Here is a 25303-nt window from a genome sequence, read left to right as displayed (position 1 = left end):
ACAACCACTTAACTTATTTCGATTAATTGAAAAAATTAATAGATTACATAAATGATAACGTTTTAATTAAGGTTACTTCGTTACAGACAACATCTGTTGTTACCCGGTTAATAGCTGGTATACTAACATCAAAGGCTATAGCGGTGTTTATTGGTCCGGTGGGTTTGGCTCTTATTGGAAATCTTCAAAATTTTGTCAGTGCTTTTCAAACCATTTCTATCACTGGTTTGTATAATGGAACAGTTAAATATATATCGGAATTAAAGGAAAGTGTTACCGAATTAAGTAAGGTAATCTCAACTGTGTTTTATGTCGGTTTTATTTCGACAATGTTGGCTTCGTTTTTTTGTTATTTTAATGCCGATTTAATTAATGATCTCATATTTCCTTCATATAATAATTATGCCTTTGTTGTAAAAGTGTTTGCTTTTGTGTTGCCATTTTATGCTCTGAATATGTTTTCATTTTCAATAATGAATGGTTTTTCGAAGTATAAAATCCTGATTGTAATAAATATTATAGGTCAGATCTTAAGCATGTCTGTTGCGTTGTTGCTGATTTATCAAAATGCAATTAAAGGCGCATTGATTTCTGTGGCTATTGCTGAATCTTTGATCTTTTTAATAACACTTGTTGGGATTATTAATAGAAGAAGTTTGATTCCACTTATAAAAGTTAAGAGTGTTAGTTTTAACTTTTTAAAACAAATGAGCTCTCATGCTCTAATGGCATTATTTTCTGCAGTGTTACTACCTTTGGTCGCTATTGCAATTCGTATGTATATTGTTGAACATGTTGGTTATAAAGATGCAGGTTTTTGGGAAGCTATGACGAGAATATCAAAGTACTATTTAATGATGGTAACCTCATTGATGACGCTTTATATTTTACCACGGTTTTCAGAAATTGATGATGTTAAAGAATTTCGAAAGGAAGTTTTCGGATTTTATAAAATTATAATTCCGATTTTAATTGTGGGATTTATTCTTATTTACTTATTGAAAGGAGTTATTATAGATGTAGTGTTAACAGATGAATTTCGGCCTGTAGAGAGTTTATTTTTGTGGCAGTTATTAGGAGACTTTCTAAAAGTTTTGTCAGCTGTAATAGCCTACCAGTTTCTGGCTAAAAAAATGTTTTGGCATTATATTTTAACAGAGGCATTTTTAGTAATAGCACTATATATAACCAGTATTTATTTTATCGATTTATTTGATAGTGTTGTTGGAGCAGTAGTAGCTCATTTTGTAACCTACATCATGTACTATGGTATTATTCTACTCATGTTCGGGAGCTCTCTTTTTGGGGTGGTAAATCATGATGAACAAAGCTAATTAGAGTATATGCAAAAAAAGTTCGATGATTATAAGGTTGTAAAGTACTCCAAGGAATTCTATTCTCAATGGAATGATTTTATTCTTAATTCTAAGAATGGAACATTTTTATTTCATAGAGATTTTATGGAGTATCATAGTGATCGTTTTGAAGACTTTTCTATTTTAATATTTTATAAAGGAAAATTACAAGCTGTGTTACCTGCGAATGTTATTGGTGGAGAAATACATTCGCATCAGGGGTTAACTTATGGAGGGTTGGTGTTGGTCAAGGAGATTAAATTTGAAGGTGTTTTAGAATTATTCAAATTATTATTAAAGTTTTATTTCAAGGCTGAAATTAAAACAGTTTATATAAAACAAATACCTTTTATTTATACGTCATTCTTCAATGAAGAATTAGAGTATTTAATGTTTATTGTTAAAGCGGAATTGGTGAAAAAGGAAACATTATCTGTAATAAGTCAATGTGATAAATTAGGTTTTTCAAAGGGAAGACTTGAAGGATTTAAAAGAGGAAGGAAGTATGGTTTAGTAATTAAAGAAGAACAAGATTTAAGTTTGTTTTGGAATGAAATACTTTTACAAAATTTAAAAAAGAAGCACAATGCCAAGCCGGTGCATAGTTTAGAAGAAATAACTCTGCTCAAAGGTCGTTTTCCAAAAAACATAAGACAGTTTAATGTTTATCATGATAACAACATTGTAGCCGGAACAACAATTTTTGAGTCTAAGCATGTAGCGCACTCTCAATATATTTCAGGTAATGATGATAAAAATAGACTAGGTAGTTTAGATATTTTGCATGTGTATTTAATAGAGGAGGTTTTTAAAAGTAAGAGATATTTTGATTTTGGTATATCAAACGAAAATAAAGGTTTGAATGTAAATAAAGGATTGCAATTTTGGAAAGAAGGGTTTGGGGCAAGAACAGTAACTCAAAATTTTTATAAAGTAGAGACGAAGAATTACTCCTTGTTTGAAAAGCTTTTTGTATGATTAAATTTTTAGACTTAAAAAAGGTTAATGCTCAATATAATGAAGAGTTTAAAAAGCAGTTTGAAGCGTTTTTAAATTCGGGGAGTTATATTTTAGGGGAGGAAGTAGCTGCCTTTGAACATGAATTTGGATCTTATTGTGGGGCTAAGTTTTGTATTGGGGTGAGTTCCGGTCTTGATGCGCTTCAACTTATTCTTGAAGCTTATAAAATTATGGAAAAGCTTCATGAAGGTGATGAAATTATTGTGCCAGCTAATACATATATAGCATCAGTTTTGTCCATAAGTAATTCTGGTTTAAAACCTGTTTTAGTAGAACCAGACTTAGAAACATATAATATAAATCCTCAGGAGGTTTTAAGAGTAATTACTCCTAAAACAAAAGCAATATTAGGCGTACATCTTTATGGCTCTTTGTATGATGTTGAAATGTTGGAGAAAATTTGTAGAGAATGTAACTTATTGTTAATAGAGGATGCTGCTCAAGCCCACGGAGCTGTCAGTGAAGATGGAAGGAAAGCTGGAAATTTATCAAATGCTGCGGCCTTTAGTTTTTATCCGACAAAGAATTTAGGAGCTTTGGGTGATGCTGGAGCTGTAACAACAAATGATAAAGAATTAGCAGATTTATTGTTTAAATTAAGAAATTATGGAAGAAGGACTACTTACGAGTATGAGTTAAAAGGATATAATTGTCGATTAGATGAGCTGCAGGCAGCTTTTTTAAGAATTAAATTAAAGTATTTAAATAGGGATAACCTTAAACGCAGGGAAATAGCTAAATTTTATAATGATAATATTAATAATAATTCACTCGTATTGCCAAAAATAGGTTCATCCAATAGTCATGTGTACCATCAATTCGTGGTTAGACACCAACAAAGGAATAAACTAAAAGAATATTTGTATCGCAATGGAGTTGAAACTTTAATCCATTATCCCATTTCTATTTACAAACAACAAGCCTATAATGAGTTTAAAGGTCTTGAATTCCCCATTACAGAGAGGTTGCTTAATGAAATTTTAAGTTTACCTATTAATCCCAAATTAGAGAAAGAGGAATTAAATAGAATAATTAATAGCATTAATTCTTTTTAGAAAGCTATGAAACGACTAAGGTTAATATCTAATAATCTTATTCTTAAAATTACATCATTAAATGCTGTAGTTTTGGTGGTTAAGTTGTTGATTTCGGTTTTTGTTCAGCGATTTTTAGCTATTTCTTTGGGGGAAGCTGGTATTGCAAAAATAGGACAGTTGCGTAACGTTATGGAGCTGTTAAATAGTTTTTCCACTTTGGGAGTTTTTACAGGTATTGTGAAATATGTTTCAGAGTTTAAGAGAAATGATAAGAAGTTAAATGAATTATTTTCAACAACACTTGTTTTAACAACAGTAGCTTCTATTGTATCAATTTTGGTTCTGTATTTTGGAGCTTCATTTTTTTCGATAAAATTATTTGGTACTACTGATTACGTTATAGTAATAAAGTTTTTGGCTTTTATTATTCCATTTATTGCTGTGAAAAGTGTTTGTTCTGGAATTATAAATGGCATGTCTGCCTATAAACCTTATGCTAAAATAGAGTTGGTTTCTTATATTTTATCTAGTTTGGTATTAATAGTGTCTCTATACAGGTTTAATATGCATGGAGTATTATTTGCAATTGCTCTTGCTCCGGTTGTGTATTTTATAATTTTATTTAGTGTTTGTGGGAAGTTAATTGTTAAGGTTTTAAATATTAAATCGTTACGGTTTAATATCCCATTTGTTAAGGGATTATTGGGATTTACGATAATGTCTGTTTCTTCTCATGTTCTGTTCAATTATGTTGATATTGATGTAAGAAATATTATTACAAGACGATTAAGTATTGAAGAGGCTGGTAATTGGACAGCTATGACTAATATTTCTAAAAATTATATGATTTTTGCTTCGACTATTTTTACGTTATATGTTCTGCCTAAATTTGCCGAAATACACTCATTTAAAGTGTTTAAAAAAGAGGTTTTGATTATTTATAAGTCTTTATTGCCTTTGTTTGGTTTTGGAATGATAGTTATTTATTTGTTTCGTAATAAAATTATAGAATTTATATATCCAAATTTTTCAGGATTAGAGCCTTTATTTAAATGGCAGCTTTTTGCTGATTTTGTGCAATTGGCATCTGTGATTATGGCCTATCAGTTTATTGCTAAAAGACAAGTTGCTTTGTTTGTGCTTTCTGAATTATTTTCGGTTTTATTGTTCTTTTTTTTAGCAAAATACTTTGTGGATATTTATGGTGTACAAGGAGTTGTTGTTGCTCATTTTATACGTTGTTTGTTGTATTTTGTATTGGTTATTATTTTTGTTGGTATGTATTTTAAGAAATATAAGTTTGATTTTTATTAATTTATGCAAAATGAACCTTTAGTCTCAATAGTAATTCCTGTATACAATGGTGAGCATTTCTTAGAGCAAACATTAGTTTCAATAGAAAAGCAAAGTTATTCAAATATTGAAGTATTGTTGGTTGATGATATGTCATCAGACAATAGTTGTAATATTTTAAGGATATTCGAAAAGAAAGATAGGCGTTTTAAGGTATATACTAAGGAGCATGGAGGTATGGTTCCTAAAACATTAAATTTTATAATGCCATATGTGAAGGGGGAATATTTTTTTTATAGCTCGCAAGATGATATCTTTTCTGAAACTTTAATTGAGAATCTTGTAACAAGGCAATTAGAAACCCTAGCTGATACTGTTTTGCCAGATATGGAATTTTATTATGAAAATAAAAATAATAACAAAAGAATTATAGGTTTAAATTCTGACAGAACTGCTATTTTATCAGGAGAAAATGCTTTTATAGAATCATTAAACTGGAATATTCATGGATTTGCATTGTTTAAATCAGCTTGTGTTAAAAAGGAGTGGTTTCCAGAAGATGCTTTTGATACAGATGAGTTAGTGACTAGAAAATTATTTTTAAAAAGTAATAAAATAGCGTTTAGTGATGGTGTTTTTTATTATCGACAGGATAATAATAAAGCTATCACGAAAACATTTACTGTAAAAAACTTTTATTTAGTAAATACAGGTTATAGACTTTATAGTTTAATGATGGAATACGGGATTGATAAAAAGTATCTTTTAGATGTACAGGAAGCCTTGTTAACAAGTTATTTCAAGAAATTAGTTATTTGTAATTTATATAAATTTAATTCCAAAACTGAAAAAAATGAGGTGATAATTTTTTTAAGGAAATTTAGGACTGAAAAATTAACTAAAGCTTTTCTTGATAAAAATTTAGGTTATGCTTTAAAAAATGTAAGACTTAAATTTTTAATACTTCATGTGATATATGCTAACCCAATGCTTTTTAAGTTTGCAGAAGCTGTTTGGTTTAATTATTTAAAGGGAAAGAAATTTTTTTAGGTTGGAAAAAAATACATTTTAAATTAAATAAATGAAGTACAAAATAATAAAGATCCCTAAGATAGAAGATAGAAGAGGGAATCTTTCAGTAATAGAAAATAATACAATACCTTTTGAAATAAAGAGGGTTTACTACTTATACGATGTACCCGCTGGCGCCGAACGAGGAGGGCATGCTCATAAGGAGCTACAACAATTTTTGGTTGCTTTATCAGGAAGTTTTGATGTTATTTTAAAAGATGGCGCAGAACAAACGATTATAACTTTAAGTAAGCCTTATGAAGGGTTGTTAATACCGAGGGGAGTTTGGAGAGAAATAAAGAACTTTTCCTCGGGTGCTGTATGCCTAGTGGTAGCTTCAGAAGTTTTTAAAGAAAGTGATTATATTAGAGATTTTGAAGAATATGTAAAATTACATAGCCAAAAAAATTGATTTAAGTTTCTCTAAAAGGGCGGATAAGATAACGAAATAGCCTGTTTTGACTACTTAAATAATAAGTTATATATTTTAAATGTTTAGGCTTATTTAGTTTTAAGTACATTTCTTTTCCAAGTTTTTTGTTGCCAAAAAGACCTGCTAAGTATAACTTGGCTAAGTAAAATTCTTTTTGGTAATTATTTAAGATGTTGCTGGGAAGTTTATACTTTTTAGTAAAATGCTCAATTAATAATAGCATTTGTGTTCTTAGTTTTATTTGTGTTTCAAAATCTTGAATTTTTGAAATAGACTTACTATGAACTCTATAGATATGTAGGGATTGATTAATTCTATAAAAATCAGAGTTCATTACAAGGTCGACTAAAATGGGGTAGTCTTCAAAAGTAATATTTTCTTTAATATAAAAGTCGAAGTCAACAAAATCGTATAGTGCTTTTCGATTGTAGCAGACCCCAATTGGTAATATTTTTCCTTTTAAAACATTAAGTTTATAGTATTCTTTATCGCAAAGTATAGATGCTTTATTAGTAAAGTAACTTTTCTTTTGGTTTTTCTCATAATACCTGTCAAAACCACTGTCAATAAATCCTAAGCCTGGATTTAGACTAAAAGCATCAACTATTTTTTGTATCGAATAAGAGTGTTTTAGTAAATCGTCACCGGCAATATCAAAAACATATTTGCCTTGACATCTGTCCAGAGTTGCTTTAAAATTTTTCAAAATCCCCAGTTGCTTTTTGTTTTTTTTATAATTTATTAAATTGGGGTATTGATGTATATATGTCTTTATTATCTCGTTGGTTGAGTCGGAAGAACAATCATCTCCTATTACAATTTCATAAGTGAAATTTGTTTCTTGTTTTAAAACAGATTCTAGGGTGTCTTTTATATATTTTTCAGAATTGAATGTTAAAATATGTATAGATAGTAAAGGTTGGATCTTCATGTTCCTAGAGGATGTTTAATCTGAAAAATTTAATTATGGGCATTTAAATAAATGTTATTTTTTAAAAGGTAAGTTTGTGTTTTCTTAATTAAATAAAGAATGTAATTTGGGCAATTTAAAAGTATCTTTTGCTTTAAATTTAGGTTTTTGTAGTTTATTTCAGATTTTAGCTTTTTGTAAAGTTCTTTTTCTTTGTTCATTTTACATCTTAAAGCTATTGCATATCTGTTAACATCAAGGTATAACTTTAACGAATTGTTTTTTATCTCATCCTTTTTGTAGTAATTAACGAAATTATATCTTGTGCTATTAATTTCATTTTTAGATAAGCTTTCTTTTACATGTTTGTTGTAACTCATGGTTATTACAGGGTTGAAGACAATTTCATAATTGAGGGCAAAACGAACCCATAAATCTAAATCTTCTGCTATTTCAAGTTCAGAATTAAACCCTCCGAGTTTTATAAAAGAGTTTTTTGTAAAAGCTACAGAACCTATTATGGCTACTGTGTTGATAATACTGCTTTTAAAGAAGTCTGAAACAATTAATGGTATTTTGGTGAAATTAAAATTAAAAATTGCAGCTTTGGTTATTTGCTTGTTAAATTTTAATTCATAATTGTTACAATATAAACCTGCTTTAGGAAATAGGTCAATTAATTTTTTTAGTTCCGATAAGTGGTTGTCATACCAAGTATCATCGGCATCCAAAAGAACAATGTAAGATGATGAAGCTAATTCAATGCCTTTATTTCTAGCTTTAGATGCTCCAGAGTTTTCTTGATTTACAATCTTAAATCTTTTATCACTAATTTCTTTTGCTTTACTTAAACTGGAATCTGTAGAGCCATCATTAACAATAATAACTTCAAAATCGGTAAAAGATTGATTAATAACACTATTTAAAGTGTCTTTGATATAATTTTCCTTGTTATATAAAGGTATGACTACAGAGAAAAAAGGCATTATTTTTTAAGATTAATATACGAAAAGAAGCTTATTCTGAAAAGATCAAAAACAAAAAGATATGGCCGGTTTGATTTCAAATTATATTTAAATAAACTTTGAAGGAGTAAATAACATCCAGCAAAAGGATAATTTAATTTATAGGTTTTTAAAGTTTTAAAAAGTTTTAAGAAAGTAACAAAATCTGGATTAATAATTTTATTTTGATAAATTACATTTAAATTTTTCAGCGCTTTTTGGGTTTTTAAAAAGTATACAGAATTTAAATCGACATCATTGTGTAATACAGGATTATCAATATGAAATATTGAGGCATTTAGTACTTTTAACTTGTACGCGAAAATAGTGTCTTCATGACCATATTCTTTTATGCTTTTTTCAAACCTGATTTTATTAAAAATCTCTTTTTTTATTAAAGTGTTATTAAAAAGGGTTGATTTATAAACATTCTTGTTTCTATGATTTGAGGTTGTGTCTTCTCGATATATTCCATATTTCCATCGTAGCTTTCTTGAGGGAGATATGTTTTGCGGGTGAATTCTTCCCCCGTAAATCACATCTGTATTTTCTTTTATTGCTGTGATATAATTAGAAATATAGTTGTCGTTTTGAAGCAATGAGTCTCCGTCTATAAATAAGAGTAAATTGTATTTAGACGCATCGGCAAGTTTATTTCTATTATTACTTAAGCCAACATTTTCAGAAAGGGTTTTAAAGTTTGAATTATTTAGTTGGTTTATTTTGTTGTTTCCTTTATTTAATTCAGATTCTGAACCATCATCATAACATATAATTTCAAACGTTATTCCGCATTTACCACATTGATCTTCAAGTTGGCATGCTAAAGGATAGACGTTATAGTTATATGTTGGTATTAAAATAGATAGCATTATTATTCTCCTTCTTTTTTGTAAATACCAAAAACGAAATCACTTTGATTATTTTCTAAATAGAGGTCCTCTTTTTCAAATAAATTCAATAAAATTTTAGAAGTTTCATCATTTAAATTTATAAAATGATGAGAAATGTCTTTTAGAGTAGAAAGTAGAATATTACCGCCATAATTGGCTTCATAAACTGTTTTGTAATGGGTGCGGATAGTTGGTAGTATTTTTTCTGATTCTATACACTCAGAGGGGTCAGCTAAAATCATTCTAAGTAAACCAGATCCGTAAACCTTATTTTTATATAGTTTTAAATTAAATCGTTTACGGTATTTTTTGGGGATTGATTTTAAAGCGTCATTAATAGTTTTTATTTGATGCTTAGGAAATTGAAGCCTGTTAGGCCCAACGTATTCATCAATAATTAAATATCCATTTTTCTTAAGAGAATCCTTTAAGCTTTTACTTATGAAATATTCTAAATTTTCAAAATGATGCAATGAAGCTCTAAAGTAAATAATGTCGTAATAACTTTTGGGGAAGTTAAATGTATTTGCATTTTGTACTTGAAATTTAATGTTGGAGAGCCCTTTTTTATGAGCAATTTTTTTAGCTAGATTTAGGGGGATTTCTGAAATGTCAGTACATAAAATTTCACTAAATTGATTGTGTTTGGCAAATTTAAGTTCACTATTGCAATTTCCACTTCCTAATGATAACATTTTTAAATTCGATTGCCCCCGTAGAAAACTCTTAACAGAAAAATCTTCGATAGATAGATTTTCACTTCCCGTAACTAGTTTGTTCCATCTTTTAATAACCTCTGGAATAATCCACCAATTTGATGATTTTATAGATTCATGATTGAAAGCAGTTTTAGATCGTCGTTCTTTATTGAATTGAAATTTTGAAACAATAAAATTTATGCCTCGCTGATTTAATTTTGCGTAAGTTTCTATAATGTCATCTAAGGTTAATATTCTCATTTACTTTGTTACAATTAAAGTGGTTTCAGGAGATATAAGTCCATGAAAGAAATCGTCATCAGTTTTTAAAAAAGTAACTGCCTTGACCTTAAAACCTGTATGTTCTAATCTTGATTTTAGACCTTCAATAGAATAAATCCTCACATGATCATGTTGACCAAAATGCATGGTTCTTTCTTCAGGGGTGATAATGGAATTATTCTCAAATATGTCACCTTCTTTAAAAGGAGTTTGGATGAAAATTGTTCCCTTAGGTTTTAAAACTCTGTAAAGCTCTTTCATAGCCTTTAAATCATCTTCTATATGTTCCAAGATATGATAACATATAATGGTGTCAAATTTAGAACTTTCTTGGTTAATATCTGTGATGTCAAATTTATAATCGGCTAGAAATTCGTTTTCAAAATCTGTACTGAAATAAGAAATGTTTTTATCTTTTTTAAGATTCCTATAAAGACTTCTTGAAGGAGAAAAATGTAGAATATTTCCTTTTATGTGGCCATAATCATTTAATTGTTTCCATAACCGTCGATTTCTTGATAGGCTACCACAAGAGGGGCAAAGAAGATCATCATTTTTTAGGTTGATAAATGATCGTAGATTTTTATGGCAAATATTGCACTCATGGTTATGACCGATATAGAATAAACTGTGAAATGATCTAAAAAACATTTCATTTTTAAAAAGCAGTTTTTTAGGAATTAGTGCTTTTATGCTTTTCTTTATAGAATTATACATAAACTACCCCTTTCTCTGTACTACTTCATACACCTGATTCTCATCGCACTTTAAAGTCTTACTGGGATATTTTAATAACAAGGCATAATCGTGTGTGGCCATTAAAATAGTATTGCCATTTTTGTTAATGTCTTGAAGGACTTCCATCACTTCAATACTGGTCTGTGGGTCTAAATTACCGGTAGGCTCATCGGCAAGAATAAGTTCTGGATTATTAAGTAAAGCTCTGGCGATAGCAATTCGCTGTTGTTCACCTCCAGAAAGTTCATGAGGAAATTTAAAACCTTTAGTACTCATACCAACTTTAGTTAAAACCTCTTCAATCCTGGTTGTCATTTCCTGTTTGTCTTTCCAACCGGTAGCTTTTAAAACAAATAGTAAATTGTCGTTAATCGTGCGATCGGTTAATAGTTTAAAATCCTGAAAAACAACACCCAGTTTTCGTCGTAAGTAAGGGATGTCCTTTTCTTTTAAACCATTAAGATTGAAATCTACAATATGACCTTCACCTTTAGTCAATGGTAAATCGCCATAAAGTGTTTTCATAAAACTACTTTTACCTGTTCCAGTTTTTCCAATTAAGTACACAAAATCTCCTTTATTAATTTCAACATTTATATTAGAAAGCACTAAACTTTCTCCTTGAAATATAGAGGCGTTTTTTAATTGTAAAATAGGGTTCGACATAGTGTTATGATGAAAAGTTTTTTATGTGTTGTAAATGTATTATTAATAAGTTAAAACTTAAAAATTAATGTTTAAAAAGTTTTTTGTCTATATGTTGAAACGTTGATTGGGACTTGTTATTTTTCAAATATTAATAACTTGGTTTATAATTATAGTACGATTGTTGCGTTATACCTTTTATATAAATTATCTTTGATTTTAAATTAAAAAACGAATCGTTAATGATTAAAATAAATAGTGTTTCTCTTTTGATCGCTCTCGGATTAAGCTATCAAATTTCAGCACAACAATCGGCTGCATATACCAGCGATTTAGTAGATTATCAAAAGGCGTTGTCGCTGTATAATAATCAGCAATATATGGCAGCCCAGGCTTTATTTTCAAATGTAAAAAAGCAACATAAAGATGAAGGTTTACAATCAGATTGTACTTATTATATTGCTAATTGTGCCGTACGTTTAAATCAGCAAAATGCCGATAGACTTGTAGAACGTTTTGTAGAAGATTACCCAACAAGTACTAAAAGAAATACGGCGTATTTAGATGTGGCCGATTATTACTTTGTTAATGGTAAGTATGCCTATGCCAGAAAATGGTATGAAAAAGTAGATGAAAATGGTTTAGCGTACAGTGATAAAGAGAAATTTTATTTCAATAACGGGTATTCGGCCTTTTCTGTAAAACAATATAAGGAGGCAAGAAAATATTTGTCGCGCGTGGAGAGCTCTAAGGAATATGGTTCTCAGGCCAAGTATTATATTGGATACATGGCTTACGAGGGTGATGATTATAATCAGGCCAACGAGTATTTCGATCAGGTAAGTAATCAGGAGCGTTACAAAGAAAAATTATCGTACTATCAAGCCGATTTAAATTTCAAATTAGGAAATTTTGAAAAGGCTATCCAGCTAGCAAAGGCTCAGCTAAAAAAGAGCAACCGTGAAGAGGTTTCTGAACTTTCCAAGATTATAGGAGAGAGTTATTTCAATTTAGAACAATATGCTGAAGCGATTCCGTATTTAAAAGCGTATAGAGGAAAACGCGGAAAATGGAATAATACCGATTTCTATCAATTAGGTTATGCGTATTATAAGCAAGGCGATTACGAAAATGCGGTTTCAGAATTCAATAAAATTATTGGTGGAACTAATAGTATTGCTCAGAATGCGTATTACCATTTAGGTGAGAGTTATATTAAGCTTGATAAAAAGCAAGAGGCTTTGAATGCCTTTAGAAATGCGTCTCAAATGGATTTTGATTTAAAAATTCAGGAAGATGCGTATTTAAATTATGCTAAAATCAGTTATGAAATTGGTAATGCGTATCAATCAGCACCTCAGGTGTTAACGGGGTATTTAGATAAATATCCAAAATCAGCATATCGAGATGAGATTGAAACCCTGTTAATTGATTCTTATATTACTTCAAAAAATTATAAAGAGGCCCTTGGTTTATTAGAAGGGAAAAACAGCTTTGAAAACAAAGTGGCGTATCAAAAAGTAGCATTCTACAGAGGTTTAGAGCTTTATAACGAAAGTCAGTTTTTAGAATCTAAAGAGATGTTCGAGTCTTCTCTAAAGGAACCTCGCGATGCTAATTATACGGCAAGAGCAACCTTTTGGAAAGCAGAAACCGATTATAATTTAACAAACTACGACGATGCCTTGGTAAGTTTCCAGCAGTTTAAACAGCAAACGGGAGCCACGGCAACACCCGAATATGAAAACATCGATTACAATTTAGCCTACACCTATTTTAAACTGAAAAATTATGAGCAGGCTTCAAAGTTTTTCAGCTCCTTCATTGCGGCGACGAAACAGCGAGATAATGTACGGTTGAATGATGCTTACCTGCGACTTGGTGATGCCTTTTTTGTTTCCAGTAACTATCAAAATGCTATTAATGCTTACGAAAGTGCGATTCAGTTAAATGCGATTGAATCTGATTATGCTTTTTTTCAAAAGGCTATTAGTGCTGGTTATATAGGAAAGGACTCCAAGAAGATTAGTGAGCTGGAGACCTTTATTTCAGATTACCCGAAGTCTAAGTTACGAGACGATGCCATGTACGAGTTAGGAAATACATTGGTAAAGGTGAATCAAACAGATAAAGCCATGCGCAGTTATGATCGATTAAATTCGGAATACCGCATGAGTTCGTTTGTGCCAAAATCGTTATTACGTCAAGGATTGGTGTATTATAATGCTAATCAAAATGATCAGGCCTTAACGAAATTTAAAAAGGTGGCAGCTGATTATGAAGGCTCGCCGGAGGCTGTTCAGGCAGTTGCTACGGCGCGACTTATTTATATAGATATGGGGCGGGTTAATGAGTATGCAAACTGGGTGAAAACACTAAATTATGTAGAGGTCACCGACGCCGATTTAGATAATGCCACTTACGAAGCGGCAGAAAAACAGTATTTAGATAATAATGCTGATAAAGCCATTAAACAGTTCAATGGGTATTTAAATCAATTCCCTAACGGGTTACATGTGCTTCAATCTCATTTTTATGTCGCACAATTATATTACAAGCAAAATTTATCGGCTAATGCAGCACCACATTACGAGTATGTTGTTGGTGTTTCGCAGAACGAATTTACAGAAGTTTCGCTTTCTCGATTATCACAGTACTATCTGGAAAATAAAGATTGGAGTAAGGCGATGCCTTTGCTAGAACGTTTAGAAGAAGAAGCTGGTTTGCCACAAAATGTCATATTTGCTCAGTCGAATTTAATGAAAGCTAATTATCAGTTAGAGCATTATAATGAAGCTGTTTCTTATGCAGAAAAGGTGTTGGCTAATTCTAAAATCGATAATAAAATTCAGGGTGATGCACATATTATTATTGCGCGTTCAGCGATGAAAACGGGCAACGAAGCAAAGGCTAAAACGGCTTATGCCCAGGTTGAAACCGTTGCCACAGGCGAGACAGCAGCCGAAGCATTATACTATAACGCCTATTTTAAAAATAAGGAAGGTAGTTATGAAGCTTCAAATATTGCTGTTCAAAAACTGGCAAAAGATTTTTCTGGGTATAAGTATTACAGTGCGAAAGGTTTGGTGCTTATGGCAAAGAATTTTTATGCATTAAAAGATGCGTTTCAGGCGACTTATATTTTAGAAAGTGTGATAGAAAACTTTAAAGAGTTTGATGAAGTGGTTGAAGAGGCCACCAATGAGTTAAGTGCAATAAAAGCTAACGAAGCTAAGACAAATTCGTCTGTACAACCCGAAGGTAATTAAACCCTGAATCTAAAACGAAAATAAGAACTTATGCGAAAGCAAATTAAACATATATTAACAGCTGCTGTAACCTTTTCAGGTATGGCAGTATTTTCTCAAAACAATCCAAAGGATACACTTAATACAGGCGTAATTGATGTGGTTAAACCGTATACACCAACTATTTCTGACGCCTTTAAAGTAAAAGAAGTCCCGACTTTAGATGATGAAACTACCGCGACAAAAAAGGATATAAAGTATAATATTTTTTCTTTTCCGGTAGCTTCAACCTTTACGCCTGCTAAGGGAAAAGCTGAAGGAGTAGAAAGAGCGAAACCTGTAAAGTTGTTTGATAACTATGCAACTTTAGGTGTGGGCTCGTATACCACGTTAATAGGAGAGTTGTACGTAAACCATGCTTTAAGCCGAACCGAAACGGTAGGTGGATATTTTAGTCATCATTCTTCAGGCGGCGGTATTGAGGATTTAGTGTTTGATGACAATTTTTCAGATTCTAAAATCAATGTGAACTATGCATCACGATTACGTTATATGTCGTGGAAAGTTGAAGGAGGTTTTCAGCATCAAAACTATAACTGGTATGGGGTTCCGGAATCTCAAATCGATCAGGCACAGTTAGATGGGGTTCAAGTAGATCATAAATTTAACAATGCCTATGTTGGTGGAGATATTACGTTTGAAGATACCTATTTAAATTCAGGAAATGCGTTATTTAGGCATTTTGGTGATAATCAGGGTTCGGGAGAAAACCGATTTATATTGAAAGGTAAAGCCGATATTCCTATTAATTATGAAGAAATTGCAACCGAACTTAAAATCGATTATTTAGGTGGGCGATTTGATAGAAGTTACAATGTCGATGAAGAAATAAAGTATAGCAATTTTCAAATAGGTTTGTCGCCAACCTATCAATTAAAACAAGACGATTTAACGCTGGATTTAGGAATTTCAGTTTATTTTATGAGCGATATTGAGGCTAGCGATAATAAATTGTACTTGTATCCAAATGTTTCGGCTAGCTATAGAATTGTAAGTGATGTGTTGATTGCATATGGAGGAATTCAAGGGGATTTGCAACAAAATTCATATTACGATTTTGCTAAAGAAAATCCGTTCGTGTCCCCAACATTATTTGTGCAGCCAACCGATCAACTTTACAATGCGTTTGCTGGAATAAAAGGAAAGGTAACGAGTAATACGAGTTATAAGTTTGAAGGACATTATATTTCTGATAAGAGTAAAGCTTTGTTTAAAAATAATGCGATTCAAACCGAGAATCAGTATGCTTACTCATATGGAAACTCCTTTGGAGTTGTGTATGACGATATGAAATCGTTTGGAGTCTCAGGGGAATTAAGTGTCGATCTTAATCGAAACTTTACGGCATCGTTAAAAGGGCAGTATTTTGCATATTCAATGGATAACGAGGAAGAGGCCTGGAATTTGCCAGACTTTAAAGGTTCGTTGTTTTTAGATTATCAAATTGATGAGAAATGGTTCGCGGGTGCTAATATTTATTTTGTAGGCCAACGTAAAGATCAATACTATGTAGCTCCAGGAGATGAATTTGTTAATACGTTACCTCCTGTTACAGTTAGTTTAGATAGTTATTTTGATGCTAATGCCCATGCTGGATATCACATAACGGAGCAGCTTTCTATTTTTGCAAAAATGAATAATATCGCAAGCCAGGGGTATCAGCGTTGGCAGAATTTCCCGGTACAAAGTTTTCAGGCATTGGCTGGAGCAACCTATAAATTCGATTTTTAAGATATAGTTTATATAAATTATGAAAAGCATCGCGTTAGCGATGCTTTTTTTTATGCTTATAAGTTAAATAATGTTAAAAAAAAGTGTTTTATAATGGTACAGTAGTTTTCTTGAGTATTAGTTTAAAGTAGAGAAGTATTCTACTAAAGCTCAATTGAAAATTAATAAGACAAACTAACAAAATGATTAAAAAACAAATTCTTTATGTATTGGTTTGCTGCACGTTTGTAATGAATGTGCTTCACGCTACATCTAAATCAAATTTGTCGACTGTAACCGGACATTTAAATTTCGAATCGAAAACAGGAGAGGTAACACTACATCATGTGGTAGACGGACAGTTAGAAGTGCATTCTACAACTTTGGTTAACCAGCAAGGCGATTTTGGTTTTCAGTTGCCAGTAGTAGAGCCTGGTTTTTACTTCGTAGATTATGGTCAATATAACAACCGCTTAAGAGGGCAGGTGATTCGCCTTTATATTCAACCCGGTTTAGAAATTAAATTGGATATTAATGAAACCGACTATGAATTAAAAGGAAAAAAGAATGGGTATAACGACTTAGTTCAGGAAGCAAACAATATCAATAATGCCTTTAGAGTTTATAATCGTTTAGGCGGTATTTTAACTTATAAAGAGTTTTTTCCGTTTATAGAAGGTGAAGGTGCTAAAATGGTAGAAGAATTTAAGAACGCTATTGATACTAAAGATGAAGCGTTTAATGAACTTTTAAAATTGGCTGTTCAGGCAGATTTTGAAACTGAATTGTATTTCTTTTTCCGTTTACCAAGAATAGCACATCCTGAAAAAGATAACTGTCCACAGTTATATGCCGACTTATATATAGACGACATTAAATTCTCAAATCCTAATATTTTAAAATTAGATAATGGTTTAGGTTGGATGACTCATTATTTTAGTTATTACAGACATATCGAAGGAAAACCTATTTCAAAATTGGATATTATCGATAATGAAATAAAGCATATTTCAAACGACAGAATAAAGGAAGTGTATATTCTTTCTACTTTAAAAAGTTTGAGATTAAAGCCGGCAGAATATAAAAAAGTTATTCCGTCTTTATATCAATATTTAATTTCAGAAAAGAGTAAAGCTTATACTTTGGAATACGAAAAGCAACTTCATAAAGAGGAAGGACAACCGGGTTTTGAATTTACTTACGAAGATATTAATGGTAATCCAGTCTCTTTTAAGGATTTTAGAGGTAAATACGTGTATATTGATATTTGGGCAACCTGGTGCGGACCTTGTAAAAAACAAATTCCATATTTACAGGAATTAGAGCATGATTACAAAGGAAAAGATATTGTGTTTGTTAGTATTTCGGTAGATAATATTAAAGACAAACAAAAATGGAAAGATTTTGTAAAAAGCGGAGCTTTAGGTGGAGTACAATTAATGGCTGATAAAGATTTTGGCTCAGGTATTACCCAGAATTATGAAATCAATGCTATTCCTAGATTCTTATTATTCGATAGAGAAGGGAAGATTATTTCAACCGACGCTATGCGTCCGTCAAACCCCTTATTAAAAGAACAATTTGATGAGTTGTTAAACGCAACCAAATAATTAATCTAAGTTCTAAATATTTAAAAAGCATCCGTGATAGGATGCTTTTTTTATTTCTGTTTTATTCTGGCCAGATAATCGAAATGGTCGCCTTCTAAAACAAGCTCACAGGTTAAGCCAACCGATTCACAGGTCATTTTTAAATTATTGAAATCAAGATAAAGCCATTTCATCGGGTCTTCATTTTCTCCTTTATAGCTTAAGTAATAATCCAGTTCGCCGTAATATTCAGCATTGGTGTCAATCCAGAATCCGCCATCTTCTTCATCTTCATACATGTATTTAATATCGGAAGAATCGATTAAAATTTGTCCGTTAGGATTTAGAAGACTTTTCAAGTGATTAAGATATTTCGAAACTTGCGAAGCCTCTTTAAATATTCCGGTGCCATTCATCAATAACAGGATAGTATCGAAAGTTTCTGTTTCATCAAGAATATCTCTTACTTCAGCATTTTCAATGCCACGTTGTTTCACAACTTCAATAGCGCCTTCAGAAATATCGATAGCTTTTATGGTAATGCCTTTCTCATGTAAATACAAACTATGACTTCCGGCACCACATCCTACGTCCAACGTTTTTCCTTTAGCAATTTGCAAGGCTTTTTGTTCTAGTTTGGGCATCGCTTTATAGCTTCGAAAAAGGTAAGGAATGGGTAATTCGTCCTCATCTGAAATGCTGGTAGAGGTGATAATGTCTTCTGTATAATTTCCGTTTTGGAAGTCTAATAAAGCCTTTCCGAATAGATCCTTCATAAGTTGATGGGTTAAGAGATTCAAGATCTCATTCAAAGTCGTATTTTTGCACTATGCAAGACATTATTAAAAATCTTCCAAAGCACGCCAAAGATAAACAAAACGAGAACAAGAAATTCTTTAAGAAGCTAAAAAGTAAGCCTCCAAAGGATTTAGATTATATTATGCAGGAGCTGCATGATGAGGAGTTTCAGCGTACCGATTGTTTACAGTGTGCGAATTGTTGCAAAACGACGGGGCCTTTGTTTACCGATAAGGATATTGAGCGTATTTCGAAGTTTTTTAAAATGAAACCACAACAGTTTATCAGTCAGTATTTGCGAATTGATAGTGATAACGATTATGTATTACAAAGTGTACCTTGTACCTTTTTAGATGCTGAAAACTATTGTATGATTTACGATGTTCGACCAAAGGCCTGTCGTGAATATCCGCATACCGATAGAAAGAAGTTTCAGCAAATATCAAATTTAACCATTAAGAATGTTGCGATTTGTCCGGCTGCATTTAATATAGTAGAAGAAATGAAAAAGCGAATCAAATAATTGATTCGCTTTTTTTAGTTTTTACAATATGTGGATTATGAACCTTATTTTTTAGGATGAACTAGTTTCATCTCTTTAATAAGTCTCTTCGCGTTAGCATATTTATCAACAATAAATAGCACATATCGTGCATCGACCATAATGTTTCTGCATATTTCAGGGTCGTAATTCATGTCACTCATAGTACCTTCCCATACGCGATCGAAATTCAACCCAATTAAATTACCTTCAGCATCCAGAACAGGGCTTCCAGAATTACCTCCCGTAGTATGGTTTGTACCAATAAAACATACTGGCATTTTTCCATTACTGTCGGCATATTTTCCGAAGTCTTTGTTGTTGTACAATTCGATTAGTTTTTCAGGCACATCAAATTCATAATCACCCGGGACATATTTTTCCATCACACCATCGAGGTAGCTTATGTGATTATAATATACTGCATCTCGAGGAGCATACCCTTTTACTTTACCATAAGTAACACGAAGCGTGCTGTTGGCATCTGGGAAATAACGCTCCTCAGGTAAAGCTTTCATCAAGGCTGTCATGTACTCGGTTTGCAAAGCTGAAATGGCTAAGTTTTTTTCTTCGAATTCAGGGTTTACTTCATTGAAGAATGCTTCAATTATTGGCTTTGCGTAGGCATACGCCGCGTCACTATTTAGTTTTTGTAAAATGTCTTCAGTCGAACCTTCAAATAAAGCTAAAGCTCTGTCTAAATTGGTGAATGCGGTGTTCTCGTAGATTGAAGCATTAACATTAGTATTTTTGTATAAGGGCATTACAGCCTCAAAAATACCTTTATCTACAGTCGCATCGTAGTTTTTATGAATCTTTTTAAGCGTACCTTCAATAGACGCTTTGGCACGTTCAAAAGCTGCTGGGTTTTTTGAAACGGTTTGCTCGAACTGATACGATCTAAAGGCCATTTGCATAAGTTCGTTGGTTACTAAAAAGACTTCAACGAAATTACGACGCATGATGTTGATGTTGGCAAAACTTTCGTACTGACTTTCAAAATCAGTAAGAATATGACCGTATTCGTCTTCGAGATCTTTATCCTTTAACGCTTTTTTAAACTTTTCTTCAAATGCTTTACGCTTAGCAATGGCATTCGATTTTTCAATACCTAAATTTTCACCAACCCATTTTTTCCAGGCATTTGCAATTGTAGCTTGTTTAGCAGCGTATTTAATTCTAATATCGTCACTCGCTTTCATGTTGGAATTTATAACACCTAAAGCAGCTTCGCGAATAGCTATGTTACTGGGGTTAAATTCCTGAGTAATATGTTCGATAGCTACTGCTGGTAAATATTCTTCAGTTCTACCAGGGAAACCAAATACCATAGTAAAATCGTCTTCCTCAATACCATCTAACGATACAGGTAAAAAGTGTTTTGGTTTGTAAGGTACATTGTCTTTACTATACTTTGCTGGTCGATTATTTTTATCGGCGTAAATTCTGAATATTGAAAAGTCCCCCGTATGTCTTGGGAATACCCAGTTATCGGTGTCGCTACCAAATTTACCTATGCTAGTAGGGGGAGCACCAACCAAGCGCACATCATCGAAACGTTCGGTAACAAATAAAAAATACTGGTTGCCTTTGTAAAATGATTTTACTTTGGTGTCTTGCCAGCTTTCTTTTTCTACTTTAGTTTGTAAGTTGTTGCTGTTTTTGTCAATTAATGACTGTTTTTCTTTTTCCGTCATATTCTTCGTTACACCTTCAAGAACTAGACTTGTAACATCTTCGATACGAATGATGAACTCTACATACAATCCTTCATTTGGTAATTCTTCGTCATAATCCATAGCCCAAAAACCATTTTTCAGGTAATCATTTTCTAAGGAAGAATGTGATTGAATTTGACTGAAACCACAATGGTGGTTAGTTAAGATTAAACCTTTTGGAGAAATTACCTCACTGGTACAGCCTCCGTTAAAATGTGCGATGGCATCTTTTAGACTGGAATGGTTAACATCGTAAATGTCTTTAGCTGTAAGTTTACTGCCTAAACTGGTCATTTCGGTTTCATTCATACCTTCTAAAAGTGAAGGAATCCACATGCCGCCTTGTTGTGCTGTGGCTTGAATGCAAATGAAAAGGATAAATAATTTTAAATATCTCATGTTTTAATTTTATAAAAGTTTTCAAAAATAATAAGTAATGCGTTAATCAACCGAAGAAACCAGGCAGACGAAGGTTAAATATTTCATAAAATAAGGAGCTTAGACTAAGAGTTGTAGGTGTTTTACTCGGTGAACACAAAATTTATGTGGCGGTAACCGAGAAGAAGTTGTTTTTATTTTAAAAACACAGATTCTAAGGCATTACCAAATTCCACCATGCTTACGCCACTAAGGTTAGTTAAAACACAAATAACGATGCCTTCTTCGGGGTAAACGCATAAAATACTAGAAGATCCCATGCCTCCACCCGTGTGATAGTATTTAGGGGTTTGGTTTACTGAGGTTCTAATGGAAAGACCAATACCGTATCCCGTTTTGTAACCATTATCTAAACGTTGTGAAGTGGTAAGTTTAGACAGAACATTTTTCGAAATAATTTGAGGCGTAATGAGTTCATTTCCGAATTTAATAAGGTCTTCTGATGTTGAAAGGAATCCTCCTGCGGCTACTTTGTACTCGTTAGCAACCGGTTTAGAAATAACAGGCTTTCTAAGTAAGTTTAGTTTATGAAATTCTGTAATATTTTGTGTCGGAACATCAGAATGCTCCATATGAGTATATTCCATTTTTAATGGTTTAAAAATAGCATCGTTTACCAATGTGTCAAATGGAATTTTAGCAGCTGTTTCCATAACCGAACTTAGTAGCACAAACCCCAGACTACTGTAACGGTATTTTGTTCCGGGTTTCCAAAGTAAAGGGTCATATTTAAAAAGATTAAGCCCTTCAGTAATGCTCATTTTTTTATTTAAAGCATATTCTTTGTTGTTTTTATAATGCCGAATTCCGGCAATATTGCCGCCAAGTTGCTTTACGTTAAAATCATAGTTCTTTCTTGGGTACTCGCGGAGATAATAATAGACGCTTTTGTTAAGGTCAATTATGCCATCGTCAACTAACTTACCTAAAGCTACAGCTGTGATGGATTTTGAAATACTCGCAATTCTAAAAATTGTTTTGTCGGTTTCAACGGGTGTTTTGGTGTTTAGATGGGTATACCCAAAACCTTCGGACCAAATGAGTTTACCGTGCTGCGAGACTGAAATTGCCATGCCAGGAATATGTTCTTTTTTTAGAAATGTTCTGGCAATAGATTCGGCCCTTTCAATCTTTGATATTTGAGATTGGGCGAAAGTCGAGACTACTGAAAAAAGAAATAAAGGGGCAAACAGGTATTTCATGAGGTGTTAATTATACAGTAGGTATTTGCGTCGTATGTGTTTGAAACTATTCAAGTCGTTCGTCCAACTAGCTCTAATGGCATCAGCAGATAGACCAGATTCGATTTGCTCCTGTAGTTTTTTTGTTCCTGCTAATTTAATAAAGAAGTTGTTGAAAAATGCCGATTTATCTTTTGTGTTATTATAGGCATCAACTAGCCATTGTAGATTTAAATGGTTTAGAGGTTTAGTTTTAGTAAGATTCATTCCATAACACAACTTGTTTTCATGTTTCGGATATTTCGCTCCGGCATTTGATTTTGGCGTGTAGCTGAATGTAAACACTTTCGGATTTAAAAACGGGCTACCAAAAATTTGAAATTGGTTATCAGTTCCGCGGCCAGGATTCACGTTTGTACCTTCAAAAAAGCAAAGGCTAGGGTATAAGTTAATAGCAGTGTCGTTTGGTAAATTCGGACTTGGTTTAATAGGTAAGCTATACGATGATTGGTGTGTGTAATTTTTAACTGGTATAACATTTAATTCACATTGAATCCCATTGTTAAGCCACTTTTCGCCATTTATCATTTTAGCATATTCACCAATGGTCATCCCGTGAACCACTGGAATAGGATGCATACCCACGAAGCTATTGTTGTTAATGTCTAAGGTGGGACCATCAACATAATGTCCGTTTGGGTTTGGGCGGTCTAAAATAAGAACAGGAATGCCTTGTTCGGCGCAAGCCTCCATAACGTAATGTAAGGTTGAAATATAAGTGTAAAAACGAGCACCTACATCCTGTATATCGAAAATGACTAAGTCTAAATTGTCAAGTTGTTCTGGTTTCGGTTTTTTGTTGTCTCCATAAAGTGAAATAATTGGAATACCGGTTTTTTTATCGATGCCATCTTTAACATGTTCGCCGGCATCTGCTTTACCTCTAAAACCGTGTTCGGGAGCAAAAACCGTTTTAATATCTATTTTTAAAGTAGCTAAAGAATCTACTAAGTGCGTATATGTATTATCGGTTTTAAAAATAACTGACGTTTGGTTGGCTACAATACCGATATGTTTTCCTTTTAAAAGAGGTAAGTAATTTTCGGTTTGGTTGGCACCAACAATTATACTGTTGTCATTCTGAGTTTCTCTCAGAATCTGTTGTTTTTCTGTTTGTTCTGCAACTGAATTTTGGGGCTTTTTATCTCCTTTTTTATTCGCACAGGAAATCATGACTAAAACAAATAATAAAACTGTATTTTTGAAAACATTAAATCGCATAAAAGAATTTTGAATTACGAGTATTTTTTAGCTAAACGCATTATTGGTAGTAAAGCGTATAAAAGTAGTGTATCGGCACCAATAATAAAAATTGGTATTGCAGCAATTACCATTGGTATTGTGGTGATGATGATTGCCATTGCAACCGGTATCGGGCTTCAGCAAAAAATACGAGATAAAGTAGTGGCGTTTAATGGGCATGTAACCATTACTAATTACGATAGTAATAATTCGCAGGAAAGCCTTTTTCCTATTTCTAAAAATCAGGATTTTTACCCGGAGTTTACCTCTGTTGAGGGCGTGAAACATGTACAGGCTGTAGCGGTAAAATTTGGAGTGATTCGCACAGAAACCGATTTTGAAGGTGCTTACCTAAAAGGCGTTGGTGCTGATTACGATTGGAGTTATTTTAAGGAGTTTTTAATTGAAGGCCAATTACCGGATTTTACTAAAAAACGGAATGAAGATGTTTTAATCTCTGAGTATTTAGCTAACCGATTAAAATTTAAGTTGGGTGATAAATTTCAGATGGTATTCCCGAAGGATGACCCAGAGAAACTTCCAAATATTATTACGTATCACATCGTAGGGATTTACAATTCAGGTTTTCAGGATTTAGATGCGCAGTATGTCATAGGAGATATTCGTCATATGCAGCGCATTAATAAATGGGACGAGGATCAGGTTGGTAATTTCGAAGTGTTTATTGATGATTATAATCAAATTCAAGAAAAAGGCATTGAAATCTATCAGAATACACCGTCCACTTTAAATAGCCAAACTATAACCACAAAATACGCTTCAATTTTTGAGTGGATAGGTATTTTCGATACCAATATTTATGGTATAATAGGCATCATGATATTGGTTGCCGGAATAAATATGATAACGGCTTTACTGGTTTTAATTCTGGAACGCACACAAATGATTGGTATTCTAAAAGCTTTGGGAAGTAACAATTGGAGCATTAGAAAACTGTTTTTGTACAACGCCAGTTACCTGATTATTTTAGGGCTATTCTGGGGGAATCTTATAGGTCTTGGGTTGCTTTTTGCCCAAAAATATTTAAAGTTGTTTCCACTAGATCCAAGTGTGTATTATGTCACCGAAGCCCCTGTTTATATTAATTTCGGGTATATAGTTGCTCTAAATATTGGAACGCTTCTACTGTGTTTGTTTATGCTGTTAGTGCCGTCATATATCATAACAAAAATCTCTCCAGTAAAGGCGATTCGATTCGAATAATCTGGGCGTTACCCTTCGGGTCGGGCTTTCGGCAGTCGCTCTCTGTGAGTAGCTCCAACAAAGCCTTAATCCCTAACGCGAATCTGTATTGAAGAACCTTTTATTGAAATATAAT

21 protein-coding genes are annotated in these 25303 nt (G+C 32.5%); 11 read left to right on the top strand and 10 right to left on the bottom strand.

Going from position 1 to position 25303, the window contains the following annotated elements; genetic code table 11:
- The first annotated feature begins 26 nt into the window (after positions 1-26).
- From RBH94_RS01955 to RBH94_RS01930, 6 genes are read left to right on the top strand one after another with little or no spacing between them, the layout of a single operon-like run.
- Positions 27-1334, top strand: coding sequence for an O-antigen translocase (locus tag RBH94_RS01955; protein WP_307882141.1), 1308 nt, complete (start codon positions 27-29; stop codon positions 1332-1334).
- Between the two features lie 9 nt (positions 1335-1343).
- Positions 1344-2333 carry a GNAT family N-acetyltransferase gene (locus tag RBH94_RS01950; RefSeq protein WP_307882140.1) on the top strand — a complete coding sequence of 330 codons (990 nt, stop codon included), beginning with the start codon at positions 1344-1346 and terminating at the stop codon, positions 2331-2333.
- On the top strand, positions 2330-3430 hold the full coding sequence (locus RBH94_RS01945; RefSeq protein WP_307882139.1) for a DegT/DnrJ/EryC1/StrS aminotransferase family protein: 1101 nt from the start codon (positions 2330-2332) through the stop codon (positions 3428-3430). Before RBH94_RS01950 ends, RBH94_RS01945 begins: the two co-directional genes overlap by 4 nt.
- A gap of 6 nt (positions 3431-3436) precedes the next feature.
- On the top strand, positions 3437-4726 hold the full coding sequence (locus RBH94_RS01940) for an O-antigen translocase (RefSeq protein ID WP_307882138.1): 1290 nt from the start codon (positions 3437-3439) through the stop codon (positions 4724-4726).
- Between the two features lie 3 nt (positions 4727-4729).
- A complete protein-coding gene (locus RBH94_RS01935; protein ID WP_307882137.1) occupies positions 4730-5755 on the top strand; it encodes a glycosyltransferase family 2 protein in 1026 nt (341 codons plus the stop codon).
- A gap of 31 nt (positions 5756-5786) precedes the next feature.
- Positions 5787-6188 (top strand): FdtA/QdtA family cupin domain-containing protein, encoded by a 402-nt coding sequence (locus RBH94_RS01930; protein ID WP_307882136.1) that lies wholly within the window; start codon positions 5787-5789, stop codon positions 6186-6188.
- A 1-nt stretch (position 6189) separates the two neighbouring features.
- Here RBH94_RS01930 and RBH94_RS01925 read toward each other — a convergent pair whose 3' ends face one another.
- From RBH94_RS01925 to RBH94_RS01900, 6 genes are read right to left on the bottom strand one after another with little or no spacing between them, the layout of a single operon-like run.
- On the bottom strand, positions 6190-7140 hold the full coding sequence (locus RBH94_RS01925; RefSeq protein WP_307882135.1) for a glycosyltransferase family 2 protein: 951 nt from the start codon (positions 7138-7140) through the stop codon (positions 6190-6192).
- A gap of 29 nt (positions 7141-7169) precedes the next feature.
- Positions 7170-8105 (bottom strand): glycosyltransferase family A protein, encoded by a 936-nt coding sequence (locus RBH94_RS01920; protein WP_307882134.1) that lies wholly within the window; start codon positions 8103-8105, stop codon positions 7170-7172.
- Entirely contained in the window at positions 8105-8995 is an 891-nt protein-coding gene (locus RBH94_RS01915; RefSeq protein WP_307882133.1) for a glycosyltransferase, read from the bottom strand. The genes RBH94_RS01920 and RBH94_RS01915 overlap by 1 nt, the downstream gene beginning before the upstream one ends.
- 2 nt (positions 8996-8997) lie before the next feature.
- The gene (locus tag RBH94_RS01910; protein WP_307882132.1) at positions 8998-9975 is read right to left on the bottom strand and encodes a class I SAM-dependent methyltransferase; all 978 of its coding nucleotides are present in this window, start codon (positions 9973-9975) and stop codon (positions 8998-9000) included.
- The gene (locus RBH94_RS01905; protein ID WP_307882131.1) at positions 9976-10713 is read right to left on the bottom strand and encodes a methyltransferase domain-containing protein; all 738 of its coding nucleotides are present in this window, start codon (positions 10711-10713) and stop codon (positions 9976-9978) included.
- Positions 10714-10716: 3 nt separating this feature from the next.
- Positions 10717-11400, bottom strand: a complete 684-nt coding sequence (locus RBH94_RS01900) for a cell division ATP-binding protein FtsE (protein WP_307882130.1) — start codon at positions 11398-11400, stop codon at positions 10717-10719.
- A gap of 221 nt (positions 11401-11621) precedes the next feature.
- On the opposite strand from RBH94_RS01900, the gene RBH94_RS01895 reads away from it, so the two are divergent.
- The 3 genes from RBH94_RS01895 to RBH94_RS01885 all read left to right on the top strand — a co-directional run bounded on the left by RBH94_RS01895 (position 11622) and on the right by RBH94_RS01885 (position 18007).
- Positions 11622-14648 carry a tetratricopeptide repeat protein gene (locus RBH94_RS01895; protein WP_307882129.1) on the top strand — a complete coding sequence of 1009 codons (3027 nt, stop codon included), beginning with the start codon at positions 11622-11624 and terminating at the stop codon, positions 14646-14648.
- Between the two features lie 30 nt (positions 14649-14678).
- Complete coding sequence (locus tag RBH94_RS01890) at positions 14679-16418, top strand: TonB-dependent receptor (RefSeq protein ID WP_307882128.1); 1740 nt, start codon at positions 14679-14681, stop codon at positions 16416-16418.
- A gap of 182 nt (positions 16419-16600) precedes the next feature.
- A complete protein-coding gene (locus tag RBH94_RS01885) occupies positions 16601-18007 on the top strand; it encodes a TlpA disulfide reductase family protein (RefSeq protein WP_307882127.1) in 1407 nt (468 codons plus the stop codon).
- A gap of 50 nt (positions 18008-18057) precedes the next feature.
- On the opposite strand, the gene RBH94_RS01880 is transcribed toward RBH94_RS01885, so the two are convergent.
- Positions 18058-18762: a bifunctional 2-polyprenyl-6-hydroxyphenol methylase/3-demethylubiquinol 3-O-methyltransferase UbiG gene (locus RBH94_RS01880; protein ID WP_307882126.1), complete on the bottom strand. Its 705-nt coding sequence runs from the start codon at positions 18760-18762 to the stop codon at positions 18058-18060.
- A gap of 53 nt (positions 18763-18815) precedes the next feature.
- On the opposite strand from RBH94_RS01880, the gene RBH94_RS01875 reads away from it, so the two are divergent.
- Positions 18816-19307 (top strand): YkgJ family cysteine cluster protein, encoded by a 492-nt coding sequence (locus tag RBH94_RS01875; RefSeq protein WP_307882125.1) that lies wholly within the window; start codon positions 18816-18818, stop codon positions 19305-19307.
- Positions 19308-19351: 44 nt separating this feature from the next.
- Here the strand turns inward: RBH94_RS01875 and RBH94_RS01870 are convergent, their stop codons facing one another.
- The 3 genes from RBH94_RS01870 to RBH94_RS01860 all read right to left on the bottom strand — a co-directional run bounded on the left by RBH94_RS01870 (position 19352) and on the right by RBH94_RS01860 (position 23943).
- On the bottom strand, positions 19352-21442 hold the full coding sequence (locus RBH94_RS01870; protein WP_307882124.1) for a S46 family peptidase: 2091 nt from the start codon (positions 21440-21442) through the stop codon (positions 19352-19354).
- Between the two features lie 173 nt (positions 21443-21615).
- Complete coding sequence (locus RBH94_RS01865) at positions 21616-22683, bottom strand: serine hydrolase (protein ID WP_307882123.1); 1068 nt, start codon at positions 22681-22683, stop codon at positions 21616-21618.
- 6 nt (positions 22684-22689) lie between these two features.
- Entirely contained in the window at positions 22690-23943 is a 1254-nt protein-coding gene (locus tag RBH94_RS01860) for a DUF1343 domain-containing protein (RefSeq protein ID WP_307882122.1), read from the bottom strand.
- A gap of 9 nt (positions 23944-23952) precedes the next feature.
- On the opposite strand from RBH94_RS01860, the gene RBH94_RS01855 reads away from it, so the two are divergent.
- Positions 23953-25188 carry an ABC transporter permease gene (locus RBH94_RS01855; protein WP_307882121.1) on the top strand — a complete coding sequence of 412 codons (1236 nt, stop codon included), beginning with the start codon at positions 23953-23955 and terminating at the stop codon, positions 25186-25188.
- The last annotated feature ends 115 nt before the right edge of the window (positions 25189-25303 follow it).

Origin of the sequence: Aestuariibaculum sp. YM273, from assembly GCF_030908365.1 — a bacterium.
Lineage (GTDB): Bacteria > Bacteroidota > Bacteroidia > Flavobacteriales > Flavobacteriaceae > Aestuariibaculum > Aestuariibaculum marinum.
The sequence above is the reverse complement of the archived record's forward strand: the minus strand, read 5'-3'. Positions and strand labels throughout refer to the sequence as shown.

Coding starts and splice junctions, on each gene's coding strand:
- RBH94_RS01950 (WP_307882140.1), top strand. CDS start 1,344: ATGCAAAAAAAGTTCGATGATTATAAGGTTGTAAAGTACTCCAAGGAA.
- RBH94_RS01945 (WP_307882139.1), top strand. CDS start 2,330: ATGATTAAATTTTTAGACTTAAAAAAGGTTAATGCTCAATATAATGAA.
- RBH94_RS01940 (WP_307882138.1), top strand. CDS start 3,437: ATGAAACGACTAAGGTTAATATCTAATAATCTTATTCTTAAAATTACA.
- RBH94_RS01935 (WP_307882137.1), top strand. CDS start 4,730: ATGCAAAATGAACCTTTAGTCTCAATAGTAATTCCTGTATACAATGGT.
- RBH94_RS01930 (WP_307882136.1), top strand. CDS start 5,787: ATGAAGTACAAAATAATAAAGATCCCTAAGATAGAAGATAGAAGAGGG.
- RBH94_RS01925 (WP_307882135.1), bottom strand. CDS start 7,140: ATGAAGATCCAACCTTTACTATCTATACATATTTTAACATTCAATTCT.
- RBH94_RS01920 (WP_307882134.1), bottom strand. CDS start 8,105: ATGCCTTTTTTCTCTGTAGTCATACCTTTATATAACAAGGAAAATTAT.
- RBH94_RS01915 (WP_307882133.1), bottom strand. CDS start 8,995: ATGCTATCTATTTTAATACCAACATATAACTATAACGTCTATCCTTTA.
- RBH94_RS01910 (WP_307882132.1), bottom strand. CDS start 9,975: ATGAGAATATTAACCTTAGATGACATTATAGAAACTTACGCAAAATTA.
- RBH94_RS01905 (WP_307882131.1), bottom strand. CDS start 10,713: ATGTATAATTCTATAAAGAAAAGCATAAAAGCACTAATTCCTAAAAAA.
- RBH94_RS01900 (WP_307882130.1), bottom strand. CDS start 11,400: ATGTCGAACCCTATTTTACAATTAAAAAACGCCTCTATATTTCAAGGA.
- RBH94_RS01895 (WP_307882129.1), top strand. CDS start 11,622: ATGATTAAAATAAATAGTGTTTCTCTTTTGATCGCTCTCGGATTAAGC.
- RBH94_RS01890 (WP_307882128.1), top strand. CDS start 14,679: ATGCGAAAGCAAATTAAACATATATTAACAGCTGCTGTAACCTTTTCA.
- RBH94_RS01885 (WP_307882127.1), top strand. CDS start 16,601: ATGATTAAAAAACAAATTCTTTATGTATTGGTTTGCTGCACGTTTGTA.
- RBH94_RS01880 (WP_307882126.1), bottom strand. CDS start 18,762: ATGAAGGATCTATTCGGAAAGGCTTTATTAGACTTCCAAAACGGAAAT.
- RBH94_RS01875 (WP_307882125.1), top strand. CDS start 18,816: ATGCAAGACATTATTAAAAATCTTCCAAAGCACGCCAAAGATAAACAA.
- RBH94_RS01870 (WP_307882124.1), bottom strand. CDS start 21,442: ATGAGATATTTAAAATTATTTATCCTTTTCATTTGCATTCAAGCCACA.
- RBH94_RS01865 (WP_307882123.1), bottom strand. CDS start 22,683: ATGAAATACCTGTTTGCCCCTTTATTTCTTTTTTCAGTAGTCTCGACT.
- RBH94_RS01860 (WP_307882122.1), bottom strand. CDS start 23,943: ATGCGATTTAATGTTTTCAAAAATACAGTTTTATTATTTGTTTTAGTC.